At 65.7% G+C, this 13,641-nt stretch carries 13 protein-coding genes; 11 read left to right on the top strand and 2 right to left on the bottom strand.

Annotated features, from left to right (window positions below; genetic code table 11):
- Positions 1-55 precede the first annotated feature (55 nt).
- From ptsP to CXY83_RS07000, 4 genes are all read left to right on the top strand, one after another.
- Positions 56-1,798 (top strand): phosphoenolpyruvate--protein phosphotransferase, encoded by a 1,743-nt coding sequence (ptsP, locus tag CXY83_RS07015; protein ID WP_104196662.1) that lies wholly within the window; start codon positions 56-58, stop codon positions 1,796-1,798.
- 56 nt (positions 1,799-1,854) lie between these two features.
- Complete coding sequence (locus tag CXY83_RS07010) at positions 1,855-2,133, top strand: HPr family phosphocarrier protein (protein ID WP_104196661.1); 279 nt, start codon at positions 1,855-1,857, stop codon at positions 2,131-2,133.
- Between the two features lie 137 nt (positions 2,134-2,270).
- Entirely contained in the window at positions 2,271-2,543 is a 273-nt protein-coding gene (locus CXY83_RS07005; RefSeq protein ID WP_369831134.1) for a hypothetical protein, read from the top strand.
- Between the two features lies 1 nt (position 2,544).
- The gene (locus tag CXY83_RS07000) at positions 2,545-3,546 is read left to right on the top strand and encodes an FHA domain-containing protein (RefSeq protein WP_233200662.1); all 1,002 of its coding nucleotides are present in this window, start codon (positions 2,545-2,547) and stop codon (positions 3,544-3,546) included.
- Positions 3,547-3,588: 42 nt separating this feature from the next.
- Here the strand turns inward: CXY83_RS07000 and CXY83_RS06995 are convergent, their stop codons facing one another.
- Positions 3,589-4,095, bottom strand: coding sequence for a hypothetical protein (locus CXY83_RS06995; RefSeq protein ID WP_104196660.1), 507 nt, complete (start codon positions 4,093-4,095; stop codon positions 3,589-3,591).
- Positions 4,096-4,319: 224 nt separating this feature from the next.
- Here CXY83_RS06995 and CXY83_RS06990 point away from each other — a divergent pair, with 224 nt between their 5' ends.
- The 3 genes from CXY83_RS06990 to CXY83_RS06980 all read left to right on the top strand — a co-directional run bounded on the left by CXY83_RS06990 (position 4,320) and on the right by CXY83_RS06980 (position 8,247).
- Positions 4,320-6,191 carry a gamma-glutamyltransferase family protein gene (locus CXY83_RS06990; protein ID WP_104196659.1) on the top strand — a complete coding sequence of 624 codons (1,872 nt, stop codon included), beginning with the start codon at positions 4,320-4,322 and terminating at the stop codon, positions 6,189-6,191.
- A gap of 168 nt (positions 6,192-6,359) precedes the next feature.
- Positions 6,360-6,560, top strand: coding sequence for a hypothetical protein (locus CXY83_RS06985; protein WP_104196658.1), 201 nt, complete (start codon positions 6,360-6,362; stop codon positions 6,558-6,560).
- A gap of 448 nt (positions 6,561-7,008) precedes the next feature.
- Complete coding sequence (locus CXY83_RS06980) at positions 7,009-8,247, top strand: PLP-dependent aspartate aminotransferase family protein (protein WP_104196657.1); 1,239 nt, start codon at positions 7,009-7,011, stop codon at positions 8,245-8,247.
- 12 nt (positions 8,248-8,259) lie between these two features.
- On the opposite strand, the gene CXY83_RS06975 is transcribed toward CXY83_RS06980, so the two are convergent.
- Positions 8,260-9,039, bottom strand: a complete 780-nt coding sequence (locus tag CXY83_RS06975; protein ID WP_104196656.1) for a gamma-glutamyl-gamma-aminobutyrate hydrolase family protein — start codon at positions 9,037-9,039, stop codon at positions 8,260-8,262.
- A 237-nt stretch (positions 9,040-9,276) separates the two neighbouring features.
- Here CXY83_RS06975 and CXY83_RS06970 point away from each other — a divergent pair, with 237 nt between their 5' ends.
- The 4 genes from CXY83_RS06970 (at position 9,277) to CXY83_RS06955 (ending at position 13,639) form a co-directional block, all read left to right on the top strand.
- Positions 9,277-10,008: a PspA/IM30 family protein gene (locus CXY83_RS06970; protein WP_104196655.1), complete on the top strand. Its 732-nt coding sequence runs from the start codon at positions 9,277-9,279 to the stop codon at positions 10,006-10,008.
- 158 nt (positions 10,009-10,166) lie between these two features.
- Positions 10,167-11,000: an arginase family protein gene (locus CXY83_RS06965; RefSeq protein WP_104196654.1), complete on the top strand. Its 834-nt coding sequence runs from the start codon at positions 10,167-10,169 to the stop codon at positions 10,998-11,000.
- Positions 11,001-11,090: 90 nt separating this feature from the next.
- Complete coding sequence (locus CXY83_RS06960; RefSeq protein WP_104196653.1) at positions 11,091-11,879, top strand: crotonase/enoyl-CoA hydratase family protein; 789 nt, start codon at positions 11,091-11,093, stop codon at positions 11,877-11,879.
- 296 nt (positions 11,880-12,175) lie between these two features.
- Positions 12,176-13,639, top strand: coding sequence for an NAD(P)/FAD-dependent oxidoreductase (locus CXY83_RS06955; protein ID WP_104196652.1), 1,464 nt, complete (start codon positions 12,176-12,178; stop codon positions 13,637-13,639).
- The last annotated feature ends 2 nt before the right edge of the window (positions 13,640-13,641 follow it).

Genomic DNA, 13,641 nt, shown 5'->3' with positions numbered 1-13,641 from the left:
CGCGCGGAACGGCACGCAGTACAGTAACGCCAGCCGCCCGCTGGGGAGAAAAGGAATGAGGACGATCGTGCAGACGCTCCCAGGCAGTGCCAGTACAGACCAGTCCGAAATCGGCCGCACCTTCACTGGAGTCGGAGTCAGCCCCGGACGCATCATCGGCTCCATTTTATTGATGCCCCAGGCCGTGCGCGAACCCGCTGTGGGCGAGCGTCTGGCTGAGGGAACGTCGCCGGAGGAAGCATCCACCGCTCTGCGTACCGCCGCGAAAGCTGTGCAGACCAACCTCACCGCCCGCTCGGTCGGCGCCTTCGGTGCCGGCCGGGAGGTGCTGGAGGCGACAGCTCTGATGGCGAATGACCCGATGCTGGTCAAGGCCGCTATCAAGCTCATTACCAACGGTGCCTCGCCGGAGCGGGCCATTTGGGACGCCGCTGCGTCGGTGGCCGAGATGCTGCACAACCTCGGGGGCTACATGGCCGAGCGGGCGACCGATGTGCTCGACGTGCGCGGGCGCATCGTCGCCGAGCTGCGCGGCGTTCCTGCCCCTGGCATTCCCTATTCTGACACCCCGTTCATTCTGATAGCCGAGGACCTCGCACCGGCCGACACCGCCACCCTCGACCCGGCTAAGGTGATCGCGCTCGTCACGTCGAGCGGCGGACCGCAGTCCCACACCGCTATCATCGCCCGGGCTCTCGGGCTGCCCGCGGTGGTCGCCGCTGTCGGGGTCACCGCCCTCGCCGATGGCACCCGCATTTTCGTCGACGGGGCTGCGGGCACCATTCTGGTCGACCCTGGTGTCGACGAGGTCGCCCTCGCCAAAGCGTGGGAGACCAGCACCGCCGCCCTAGCCGTGTTCGACGGCACCGGGCGGCTGCAAGACGGCCACCTGGTTCCCCTGCTCTCCAATGTCGGCGGCTCGAAGGATGCGGTCAAGGCCGCGGCAGCCGGCGCCGAGGGCGTTGGCTTGCTGCGCACCGAGTTCTGTTTTCTGGAACGCGACACCGAGCCTTCCATCGCTGAACAGGTGGAGGCTTACCGCGGGGTGTTCGATGCTTTTCCCGGTAAGAAGGTCGTCGTGCGCACTCTCGATGCCGGCGCCGACAAGCCGCTACCGTTTCTGACGGATGCCTCCGAACCGAACCCGGCGCTCGGCGTGCGCGGCTACCGCACCGATTTCACCTCGCCCGGCGTGCTCGAGCGTCAGCTCACCGCTATCGCCCAGGCCGCTGAGGGTACCCAGGCGCACGTATGGGTGATGGCCCCGATGATCTCCACGGCGGAGGAAGCCGAGCACTTCGCCTCACTCTGCTCAGCCGCCGGCCTCGCGACACCCGGCGTTATGATCGAAGTGCCCTCGGCCGCGCTGACCGCCGCGAGCATTCTCGAGCACGTCGATTTCGTGAGTCTCGGCACCAACGACCTCACCCAATATGCCATGGCCGCCGACCGCCAGCTCGGCCCGCTCGCCGCCCTCAACACGCCATGGCAGCCGGCCGTTCTGCAGCTGATTCGTCTCACCGTGAACGGCTCGCGTGACGAGGGGCACGACAAACCGGTCGGTGTCTGCGGCGAGGCCGCAGCCGATCCCGCCCTGGCAGTCGTACTCGTCGGACTCGGCGTGGCCACACTGTCGATGACCGCGCGGGCACTGTCATCCGTCGCCGCGGTGCTCGCGAGTGTGACGCTCCCCGAGGCGCAGCAGCTCGCCAAGGTGGCGTTGACGGCGCACTCGGCGACGGACGCGCGTCGTTTGGTTCGCGAGAAATTACCCATACTCAATACGCTGGGTCTCTAACCCGTCGAACCCTTTTCATCCCGCCGACTTTTCACACGCTTACTCAGGAGGATCCCATGTCTGAACGAACCGCCGTCATTGCCAGTCGCGTCGGCCTGCACGCCCGCCCGGCTGGTATTTTCGTCGCCGCCGTTGGCGAATTACCCATCGAGGTCACCATCGCCATGGCCGGCGAACCGGTCGACGACGCCATGGATGCCTCGAGCATTCTCTCGATCATGAGCCTGGGCGCCTCCAACGGCGACACCGTGGTGCTGCGAGCAGAGGGCGACGGCGCCGACGAGGCTCTCGACTCCCTCGTCAAGATTCTTGAGACCGACCTCGACGCCGAGTGATACCCGTTCCCGTTTACGTGGAATCCTTTACGCCGCACAACTAGGTAGCTAAAGTAGGGAATCGCGAGGTTCGTCCTCGTGACCGGCGCAGTTACCGGAACCGGCAACACTTCCCTGCGAGCGAAAAGGAACCTACCGTGACCGAACGACAGACGTACCTGGGTAATGTCGAAAGCTCCCCTGACAACGCCGAGCGCACCATCACAGACTGGACCGACCTCGGGCAGGAGATGTGGTCGTACCTTACGGGCAAAGGCGCCGCTATCAACTACAGTTTCGTAGATATGGTCGTCGAGGTTCCCCGTGACATCGGCCCCGACGCCCCGCGAGCAGTGTGGAAATTCAACGGAACCCTGCGCGTCACAACCAGCGACGAGAAGACAGCCGGCTCCGACCCCTTTCGGAGCTGATGTGAACGCCGCAGCGGGCTCCCCAACCGGAAACTCGAAAGCATCGACCGCCAAACGGACACCGTCCCGCGTCAAGCTGAACATCGATCTCGGCTTCTCCCTGGTGGAGCCCACCGGCGCAGTCGGCGCTTCGAAAGCTAATCCTGATAAGGATTCGACCGGTTCGGAATTCGGTGATTCCTTCGGGGCCGAGGATGCCATGCACGGCACGGTCACTGCCAACGGTACGGAAATCACTGTCTTTACGAGCAACCCCGAAATGTTCGTGCAGGGCCGAGCACTCAACCTGGAACCGTTACGCGCGCTCGCCTCCGAGTTGGCCAGTCGTGGTCTGACTGTCTCCATCACCGGTCCCGTCGGGCTGATCGCCCGGCTGGGCGACGTGCATGCATCCGTCACGCAACGTCTCGTGACGCGGTCGCCAAACATCGTACTCGGGTCCCGCACGGCTTTGGGCCCGCTGGTACAAGCGCGAATGCGGGGACAGTCGCGGATGCCCGTGGCGATTCCGCTTCCGCCATCAACCGTGTTCCCGCTCGTTCCGACCTTCGACCGGCACAGTCGCCGCCGCGTCACGACGACTCACTACACGCCCGGTAGCGGGCGTCCTCGCCTCATTTTCGTCGTGGGGTCACAGAACTGGAACGGGCAGATGCCCCGTGAATTCGATCTACTGCCGGGCATAACAACGATCGGCTCCTCGGCTGCGGCCGACCTGCAATTGCCGGGATTGAAACCCCTGCACGCCGAGATTCGCCACGATGACAACGACGAGTACCGTCTGTTTGCCAGCGGTGACGTCGCGGCCAGCTCTCGACCGTCCGACGACGGTCACAGCATCCGCAACGGGCAGATTTTGCGCACCGGTTCACGACTTGAAATGGGCCCGTGGCGGATGGGCTACTTTCGCGAGGAGTTCGCCGACCACGGCCGTCCGTTCGGCGGACGAGTGGGGGGCGAACTGGCCGTGCAGAAACCCCAGCCGCCCCGGCGTCGCGCCTGACCAGCAGACGAGACAGGGGTGCCGCACTTTTGGGCGGCACCCCTACGAGGTGAAGAGGTCGGTCCAGACTGCCCGTGATCCCGATTCTCCAATGAGCGCCACTGTGACCACCGCTCCGACCGCGCTCACCACAACCACGAGATCGATAATGACAGTGACAATCAGGCGCCCGGTACGGCTGCGGAGAACAGACGCGGAACGGGCGCCGTCACCGTTGCTGTAGCGATACCAGCCCCATTGCAGCGCAGCCACGAGGAACAAAGCGATCACCCACGGCAGCAAGGTGCCACCCAGGGACGTGTGCGCACCGAGCAATGGTGTGATGGTGACGAGGCGGGACTGCAGCCATTCGCCCGCCTGCACCGCGAGGGGAACCAACACAAGCGCGGCGAGGGCGATGAGCGGCGTCACAATGCCCAGCCGCCGCCGAACGGCCGGCCAGAATGCGGTGAGCACCGCGCACAGCGCGGCCAACGGCACCACGATCACGACCGCGTGCACGATCAGCACGTGCAACGGCAATCCGTTGAATTCCCAGTCAAAGTTCATTTATTGTCTTTCCTCGTCTCGGGTTTGCGCAGCTGTCGGGTATAGATCCTGAACACAGCCTGCGACGACAGGCCCGCACACTCTTGGCCTGATCATCGCACGAATCGAGCCGATTCGAGGCAGGTGATCGAAGACATCCGGCGGTCGGCATCCGATCACGCCGCAACGACCCCGTGGTGGGCTCCAGGGGCGCACCGTGCCACCACTCGTGCAAGGGTGGGGAAGTGACCTACACCGCACCGAACGTCTTCACCACCCGTCCAACCCTGCGTGGAACCTTCGGAATGACCGCCTCCACGCACTGGCTCGCTACGGCCTGCGCCCAGGCCGTGCTCGAACGGGGCGGCAACGCCTTCGACGCGGCCGTGGCCGGTGCCTTCGTTTTGCACATCGTGGAACCGCACCTAAACGGACCCGGCGGCGATATGACCGGCGTCTTCGTGACAGCGAGTGAACCGGATGCTCCGCGCGTGCTGATGGGGCAGGGGCCGGCCCCACAGGCAGCCACCATCGACCATTACCGGTCCGAGGGCCTCGACCTCGTTCCCGGATCGGGGGCGCTCGCCGCAGCCGTTCCCGGCGCAGTCGACGCCTGGCTCGTGCTGCTGCGCGACTTCGGCACCTGGGAGCTGCCCGAAGTGCTCGCGTTCGCCCGCGGCTACGCCCGCGATGGGCATCCTGTTCTGGGCCGGGTCGTCGCCACGATCAGCTCGGTCGCAGCCCTGTTCTCCAAGCACTGGCCTACCTCGGCAGCACAGTGGATGCCAAATGATATCCTGCCTGCAGCCGGTGACCTGGTGACCAATGAAGCCTGGGCGAGGAGTCTCGACCGCCTGATCGCGGCCAGCGCCACAACGACCGTCGCGACGAGAGCGGGACGCATCGACGCGGCCCGGCAGGAGTGGCGGGAAGGATTCGTGGCCCGAGCCATCGTCGACTTCGGGCAGACCCCGCACCGGCATTCCTCCGGCACCGATCATGCCGGCGTCATGACACTGGCCGACCTGGCCGGCTTCGAAGCGAGCATCGAGGAAGCCACAACGGTCGTTTTTCGCGGCCACACGATCGCTAAAACCGGCGCCTGGGGGCAAGGACCGGCGTTGCTCCAGACTCTGATGATTCTGGAGGGGTTCAGCGACGCCGAGCTCGACCCCTCTACCGCGCTCGGCGCGCACACCATCCTGGAGGCCCAGAAGTTGGCGATCGCCGACCGGGAAGCGTACTACGGCGACGCCGAAGGACCGCTTGATACCGGACCGCTCGATTACCTCCTGTCGGCGGTCTACGCGGCTACCCGTCGCGCGCTCATCACGGAGACCGCCTCGCACGAGTTTCGCCCTGGCCTCGTACCCGGCTACACCCCGTATTACCCGGTGCTGCGCACCGCGTACACGACCGCGGCATTGACGAAGCAGGGTGCGGAGGCATCCGCTGCAGTCGGTGAACCGACGATCGATGCACCGGCCGGCACCGAAGCTGAGCCAGAAGCCCTCGCGACCGGTGAAATGCGCGGCGACACCTGCCACATCGACGTCGTCGATCGCTGGGGCAACATGGTCTCGGCGACACCGTCTGGTGGCTGGCTGCAGTCGTCGCCCACCATTCCCGAGTTGGGATTCTGCCTCGGTTCACGCCTGCAGATGACCTGGCTCGAGCCTGGCGCACCGTCGGCGCTGACCGGCGGTAAACGCCCACGCACGACCCTCACCCCGACGCTCGTGCTGAAAGACGGGCAAGCGGTTGCGGCGCTCGGCTCCCCCGGCGGTGACCAGCAGGACCAGTGGCAGTTGCTGTATCTGCTGCGCACAATCGTCGGCGGGTACACTCCGCAGCAGGCGATCGATGCGCCCGCCTTTCACAGCACCTCGTTTCCGGGCTCGTTCTGGCCGCGTACCTGGGAACCCGGCAGCGCCGTAGTCGAGGATCGGCTCGGCGAGACAGTCATCGCCGAGCTGGAAGGGCGCGGCCACCAAATCACCCGGGCCGGCGACTGGGCGCTCGGTCGCATCTCAGCGGTCACTCGCGACCCGCGGAGCGGGCTGCTGCAGGCGGCGGCGGATGCACGCGGGGCACAGGGATACGCGGCCGGTCGCTGACCTGGCCACAAAATACCACCGTTTCGCGTATTTTTCTGTCCCACGAATGGGGAGGACATTGACTTGTCTATCCCCACTAGATTGAAGTTATCGAACCGATTACCCGAGTCGGCGATGGAACGGACAATCGTGAAAATGTTGCAGACAGAGTGCCCAGAATGCGAACAGATGGTGTGGATCACGTCGGATACCCGGTTTGCGACCTATCACTCGCTGGCCAACTCAACCAAGGATTGCCCCGGCTCCCGAATGAATGTTCCAGTACCGCCCAAGCAGACCGCCGCGAGCCGTCGACGCGCGCAGGCTGAATTGCTCGCCTGGGCTCACTCCACGACCGCAGTTGGCGCCGACAAACACCAGGCTGCCTGAAGCCACTTCTTGTCCCCCGACCGATGCCATTGACTCACCCAAGCAACTGCTGCCGTCGGTAAACCAGACGAGGCGATGCCCCCGAACTACCGGGACGGCACCGCCTCGTCTGGGTTAACGCGGCCCCCGACCATCCCCCGTGGGCCCAGAGCAAGACGAATCGGTCGAGCGGCGGTTACAACGGGTGTATAACAAACCGACCGACCGGGAGGCGCCGGTCACGTACTGGGGGTAGACTCCCGGATCCATTTTTATCAGCCCCTTCTCAGGCCATCCCCCGTACCGTTGCATACGGAGTTCCCCCACTCCAACGATTGGCCCCGGCATATTTCTCACCTCCCCCCAGGCGAGAAGTGCCGGGGCTTTTTCGTAGTCGGTACCGGCCAGGTGGTCACCCCCAACACGTAACGTTTCAATTTGGACGCTGCGCCGGGTCTAGCGTGGAGGGATGACCTCTCGCACCGAACCGATCCCGGCACCACGGCCGAACAAGCACGATCCGGCCACGCTGGGCTTTCAGACCCAGTCGGTCCACGCCGGCAACACGATCGATGTCGGGTCGGGGGCGCTCCGTACACCGATCGTGATGGCCAACTCATACGCGCTGCCCGACGACCCGTCGATGATGAGCTGGTCGGGCGCGACGCCCGGTCTCTATACCCGCAACACCGGCACAAATCAACAGGGCCTGCAGCAGAAGCTCGCCGTGCTCGAGCGCGGCGAAGACGCCGTGGTTTTGGCCAGCGGTGTCGCGGCCCTGCACGCCGTGTTCTTCACACTGCTCAAGACCGGCGACCACGTCGTCGTCGCCAACGTCACCTACGAGGCCTCGTATCGGCTCTTCACCGAGCTTTTGCCCAACAAATACGGAATCGAGGCCACCTTTGTGGACGCGACGGATCTGGCTGCGGTGCGGTCCGCCATCCGCTCTACGACGCGTCTGATTCACATTGAGACGGTCGGTAACCCCACGACCGCGGTGACGGATGTCGCGGGCGTCGCACAGATCGCGCACGAAGCCGGCGCCCTGCTGTCGATCGACAACACGTTCACGCCGCCGCCGCTGTTTCGCCCCCTCGAGCACGGAGCCGACCTTGTCGTGCACTCGTTGACAAAGTACATCAACGGGCACGGCGACGCGATGGGTGGCGCCGTCATCGGTAGCGCGGCGCTGATTCGCCGGATCAAGGTTGACGCCATGGTCGACGTGGGCGGTGTGATCAGCCCGTTCAACGCCTGGTTGATCATGCGCGGCTCGGTTACGCTTCCCCTGCGCATCCGACAGCACTGCGAGTCGGCGCTCGCCATCGCCCGTTTTCTCGAGGCCGATCCGCGGGTCGCGTACGTCGCCTACCCGGGGTTAGCCTCGCATCCGCAGCACGCTGTGGCCCTGCGGCAGCTGCCGCACGGTTTCGGCGGGGTGCTCGCCTTCGCCGTCACTGGCGATAAGGCGGCGCAGAACCGGTTCGTCGCGAACCTGCGCGTGATCACGTCGGCCGTGTCGCTCGGGCACGATGAGTCGCTCATCGTGCACGTCGACAACTCCGGGCCGCGCGTCGCGGCGTACCCGGCACCGTTTCGCGAATTCGGGCACCTCCGTTTCTCGGTAGGCCTCGAAGACACCATTGACCTGGTGGCAGATCTCGCGGCGGCCCTCGATGCCACGTTCGACGCCGCCGTTCTCTAGTCCGTCGCGCAGCTAAGCGACCAGGGCGCTTGTGATTCGGGCCTCGACCCGCGTGCGGGCGTCGTGCTGAGCGGCCAGTCCGGCCAGGAGCAGAGCCAGCTGATCGGCCGGGGAATCGGGCGCTTCGGGGTGCCACTGCACACCAACGATCGGAGCGCTCCCGTGCTCGAGCGCTTCGATCAGGCCGTCCGGGGCGTGGGCCGCGGCTACCAGCCCGGCGCCGAGACCGTCGACGATCTGGTGGTGGGCGCTCTGCACCGAGATGTCCACCCCGCCGAGGACGGCCGCGATAGTGCTGCCTGCGGCCAGTGTGACGTCATGGGTAGAGAGGATCTGGTCGATCGGCACGTCGATGTTCTTGTGAATGCCGTCGTCGATATGCTGCACGAGGGTGCCGCCGAGGGCGACGTTGATGATCTGCAGGCCGCGGCAGATGCCCAGCAGCGGTGTGCCGAGCGCGAGCGCACGCTGCACGAGAGCGATCTGGCCCTCGTCTGCGGAAGCGAAGTGCACCGTCTCACCCTCATAGCCGGTTGTGCCGCCGTAATAGTTGGGGGAGATATCTTCGCCGCCGACGATGACGACAGCGTCGGCATCCACGGTACGGCGCAACAGTTCGGCAGGGGTGACGTCGGCGGCGGCGACGCGGGTGACAGACCAGCCACCTGCCTTGGCTTCAGAGACGACGCGAGAGTTGAGCACCTGCACCTTGGCGTGGTAGACGGGCCGGTCGGGACGCGCGGTCGTGACCTCGACGACGGCGAGCATGCGGTTCGTGAGTTCTTCGTTCATGCGGGGCTCCCGTCGGTGTCGATCGCGCTGCGCTCAACCAAGGCCGCGTTCATCCCATTTTGGGCGGCGCGCGCGTAGTGTGCGAGCGGTCCTGTAACACGGGGCAACATCGCCCTCGGGCAGATTTTTGGAGGTTCCCAGACTCGGGTCTACCGGTCACCCTAAACTTTGCAACAGACACGCACTTCTCTGGCGGAATCCTTCGGCCAGGGTCACTCTTTGTGAAAGGACCTCCGAATGACCAAGCAGTCCATCTTCGGCCGTATCTCCCAGCTTGCGAAGGCGAACATCAACGCCATCCTGGACTCGGCGGAAGACCCGGCCAAAATGCTTGACCAGATGGTGCGCGACTTCTCGAGCAGCATCTCCGATGCTGAGAGCGCGATTGCCGAGACCATCGGCAACCTGCGTCTGCTCGAAGACGACCACCGTGAAGACCAGGAAGCCGCCGTGGAGTGGGGCGACAAGGCCCTCGCTGCGAGCCGCAAGGCCGACGAGCTGCGCCTGGTCGGCAACGCTGCCGACGCCGACAAGTTCGACAACCTCGCCAAGGTCGCGCTCGGTCGACAGCTCACCTCCGAGAAGGAGGTCAAGACCGCCGAACCACAGATTCAGGCGCAGACCGCCGTTGTCAACCAGCTCAAGACCGGCCTGAACGCCATGAAAGAGAAGCTGGTGCAGCTCACCAACAAGCGCGCTGAGCTGATCGCGCGCTCCAAGACCGCCAAAGCGCAGGCGCAGGTGATGGACGCCGTCAAGAGCATCGACATGATGGACCCGACGAGCGAGGTCAACCGCTTCGAAGACAAGATTCGGCGCGAGGAGGCCCGCGTGCGTGGCGCCCAGGAACTCGCCGCATCCAGCCTCGATGCGCAGTTCGAAAGCCTTGACGATCTCGGCGAACTCACCGAAGTAGATGCCCGCCTCGCCGCTCTGAAGGCCGGCAACACCGCCGCCATCGAGGGTTAGGCCTGCTCACTCGCCACGTGCGAGTCGTGACGACCCGGTCTGTACCCGACACATTCGTCGAGTGACGGCCTGGCGGCATTCGTTCTCCGGTCGGCCGCAAGAATTTTGTTGTCGGCGAAGCGGATGCTGCCTGCACGGTCGCTGGGCCATACTGAGGTATGGCTCCCACCTTCGTTGTAGTACCGCAGTGGCAGGGTTCGACTTCTCCGCGCGCAATGCGCCTGATCGACGGGGCGGCGGCTATCCAGGGCGACCTCCCCTTTTCGGCCACGCGCCTGGTCGATGTGCCGGTCGAGGCCGGTGATTCGCTCGATACCGGCGTGCGTCGGTTCTCGGCGATCCAACAGGTACGCGAACGCCACACCAGGATCTTGCAGGACACCACCGATTGGGCCCTCTCGATCGGTGGCGACTGCGGCATCGCGTTGGCCGCGGTCGAACACGCGGCGCGCACGCATCCGGGCGATCTGGCCGTGGTGTGGTTTGACGCCCACCCCGACCTGCACACGCCGGAATCCTCGCCGTCGGGCGGATTTTGTGGCATGGTCTTGCGCGCGATCAGTGGCGAAGGGCCGGCCGAACTCGAGCTGGCCGCTGCGAGCAGCGTGCGGCTGCAGAACGTCGTTCTCGCCGGCATTCGTGACATCGACGATGCTGAGGACGTACTGCTGAACGAGCACGGCCTGGTGAGCGTGTCGTGCTCCGAGCTGGCCGACCCCGCCGCGCTCATCGCCGCGGTTGCTGCAATCGGCGCCACGCACGTTTTCGTGCACATCGATCTCGACGTGCTCGATCCTTCGGCGCTCGATGGCCTCAGCGATCTCATTCCGTTCGGGCTGAGCGTGGCTGATCTCGGCGGCGCGATCACCGCCCTGCGCGCCGACTTCACCCTCGCCGGCGCGACCATCACCGGGTTCGCGCCCGCGTCCCCGGCAGCGGCGACCGATGACCTGCCCAGTATTCTGCGCATCATCGGCGCGCTCACCCGCTAGCTGGATGCCCCGTCACTGCGCCCCGAGCCGGCCACAGAGCATCCGCTCGCCACTTCCGCCTGCAACGTCACCTGTACCGATGGAGGCCCCATGACCGACGAGCCCCGCATTCTCACCGAGCGTCGCGGCCACATTCTGCTGATCGGGTTCAACCGGCCCGAAAAACGCAATGCCGCCGATTTCTCGCTGTTGCAGCAGCTCGCGCTCGCTTACGGTGAGCTCGACCGCGACCCCGAGCTGCGCGTCGGCCTGGTCTACGCGGTCGGGGAGCACTTCACGGCCGGACTCGACCTCGCCGATATCGGCCCACGACTCGGCCCGAACGGGCTCGAAATGGTACCGGAGGGCGGCATGAACCCGTGGCAAGTGGATGGCCAATCCCTCAGCAAACCGGTCGTCATCGCTGTGCAGGGCACCTGCCTCACCCTCGGCATCGAGCTGATGCTGGCGAGCGACATCGTGGTCGCTGCCGAATCCACTCGGTTCGGTCAGATCGAGGTCGCCAGGGGCATCCTGCCGTTCGGGGGCGCGACGATTCGGTTTCCGCGTGCGGCCGGCTGGGGCAATGCCATGCGCTGGCTGCTCACCGGCGACCTGTTCGATGCCGCCGAGGCGCACCGCCTCGGCCTCGTGCAGGAAATCGTGCCCGACGGCGCCCAGTTCGACCGGGCGCTCGTGCTCGCCGAGAAGATCGCTGCCCAGGCCCCGCTCGCCATCCAAGCCACCCTGGCCAACGCGCGCCTGGCCGAGCGGAGCGGTCCGGCATCTGCTGAAGCAGCACTGCAGCCGGCTCTCGCCAGCCTGGTGGCCACCGAAGACTCCCGCATCGGAATGCAGTCGTTCCTGACCCGGATTCCCGCCGTCTTCCTCGGCCGCTAGTACCCCACGCCCCATCCCGTGTGGACGGGGCCTGGGCCCGGAACGCGGGCCCAGCTTATAAACTGGGCCCGCGTTCATAAGGTGGGCCCGGGGTCACAGTGCTCGTTGAAAGCCAGATAATCGGATCCCAGTCGTTAGCAGCAGGCCGCGACGTCTCAAACAAACTCACACACTGAGTAAGAACGTCAGGGTAGGCTGCATTTAGCTCTCCATGTCCCGGCCAGCGACCACCAGCCCGAACAGCCGTGGCCAGTTTTTCGTCACCAGGCCGGTACACCCCGATTCAAGGAGATTCAATGTCGAGTCAGATCTACGACGTCATCGTCATCGGCGGCGGCGCTGTCGGGGAGAACGTTGCCGACCGCACCGCCCAGGGCGGACTGCGCACGGTCCTCGTCGAGAGCGATCTGGTCGGCGGCGAGTGTTCGTATTGGGCCTGCATGCCGTCGAAAGTGCTGCTGCGAAGCGGCGCCGCCCTCGCTGCGGCCCGCCGGGTTCCGGGGGCCGCCGAGGCCGTCACGGGAAACATCGACGTGCGGGCGACCCTCAAGCAACGCGACTCCATTACGAGCAACTATAAGGACGACGGCCAGGCAAAATGGCTGGAGTCGGCTGGTATCGGCCTCGTGCGTGGCCATGCCCGTCTCACTGGCGTCAAAGAGGTCACCGTGACCGCACCGGATGGCGCGGTCACCGTTCTGACCGCCACCCATGCAGTCGTCGTCAGCACTGGGTCAGCGGCGTTGCTGCCCGACATTGACGGTCTGAAAGAGATCGAGCCGTGGACCAGCCGCGATGCGACAAGCGCCCAGCAAATTCCAGAGCGTCTCGCCGTGATCGGCGGCGGCGTCGTCGCCGCCGAGATGGCTGCAGCGTACTCCTCACTCGGCTCGACGGTGACCGTGATCGCCCGCAGTGCACTGCTCGGCAAGCAGGAACCCTTTGCGGGCGAACTCATCACCGCCGCGCTCGAGGAGAATGGGGTGACCGTGCTCGTCGGCCCGTCTACCACGACCGCGCACCGGGATGAAACCGGTACGGTCACGCTCACGCTCGATAACGGCACCACCGTCGCGGCCGACCAGGTGCTCGTGGCCATCGGTCGAACCGCGCACACCCAAGACCTCGGCCTCGGCACGGTCGGCCTCAACCCGGGTGACTGGCTCATGGTAGACGACTCGCTGCTCGTGCAGGGCGACTCCCCCGCGCTGGCCGGCGACTGGCTCTATGCCACCGGCGACGTCAACCACCGGGCACTCCTCACACACCAAGGCAAATACCAGGCCCGCGCGGCCGGCGACGCGATCGTGACCCGTGCAGCCGGCACCCCGGTGGATGACGCGCCCTGGGGCGCGCACGTGGCGACGGCCGACCACGCCGCCGTTCCGCAGGTGACCTTCACCGACCCGGAGGTTGCCTCGGTGGGGCTGACCGCCGCGTCCGCCGTGAAGGCAGGGTATCGCATCCGCATACTGGATTACGACCTCGCCAACCTGGGCGGCGCCTCGGTACTCGCGGTCGGCTACGTCGGCAAGGCCCGGGCGATCGTCGATCTCGACCGGGAGGTCCTCCTCGGCGTTACTTTTGTCGGCCAAGACGTCGCCGAGCTGCTGCACTCGGCCACGGTCGCGATTGTCGGCGAAGTTCCCATCAGCCGGTTATGGCACGCGGTACCGAGTTTCCCTACCCTCAGCGAGGTGTGGCTGCGCCTGCTCGAAGCCTACGGACGCCCGGGGTTCACCGACGAAGCTTCACAGTAAGG

The sequence above is a fragment of the Cryobacterium sp. M15 genome (assembly GCF_002929675.1).
Taxonomy (GTDB): Bacteria; Actinomycetota; Actinomycetes; order Actinomycetales; family Microbacteriaceae; genus Cryobacterium; species Cryobacterium lyxosi.
The sequence above is the reverse complement of the archived record's forward strand: the minus strand, read 5'-3'. Positions and strand labels throughout refer to the sequence as shown.

Coding starts and splice junctions, on each gene's coding strand:
- CXY83_RS06975 (WP_104196656.1), bottom strand. CDS start 9,039: ATGAACGAAGAACTCACGAACCGCATGCTCGCCGTCGTCGAGGTCACG.
- CXY83_RS06970 (WP_104196655.1), top strand. CDS start 9,277: ATGACCAAGCAGTCCATCTTCGGCCGTATCTCCCAGCTTGCGAAGGCG.
- CXY83_RS06995 (WP_104196660.1), bottom strand. CDS start 4,095: ATGAACTTTGACTGGGAATTCAACGGATTGCCGTTGCACGTGCTGATC.
- CXY83_RS06965 (WP_104196654.1), top strand. CDS start 10,167: ATGGCTCCCACCTTCGTTGTAGTACCGCAGTGGCAGGGTTCGACTTCT.
- CXY83_RS07010 (WP_104196661.1), top strand. CDS start 1,855: ATGTCTGAACGAACCGCCGTCATTGCCAGTCGCGTCGGCCTGCACGCC.
- CXY83_RS06960 (WP_104196653.1), top strand. CDS start 11,091: ATGACCGACGAGCCCCGCATTCTCACCGAGCGTCGCGGCCACATTCTG.
- CXY83_RS06955 (WP_104196652.1), top strand. CDS start 12,176: ATGTCGAGTCAGATCTACGACGTCATCGTCATCGGCGGCGGCGCTGTC.
- ptsP (WP_104196662.1), top strand. CDS start 56: ATGAGGACGATCGTGCAGACGCTCCCAGGCAGTGCCAGTACAGACCAG.
- CXY83_RS06985 (WP_104196658.1), top strand. CDS start 6,360: ATGGTGTGGATCACGTCGGATACCCGGTTTGCGACCTATCACTCGCTG.
- CXY83_RS06980 (WP_104196657.1), top strand. CDS start 7,009: ATGACCTCTCGCACCGAACCGATCCCGGCACCACGGCCGAACAAGCAC.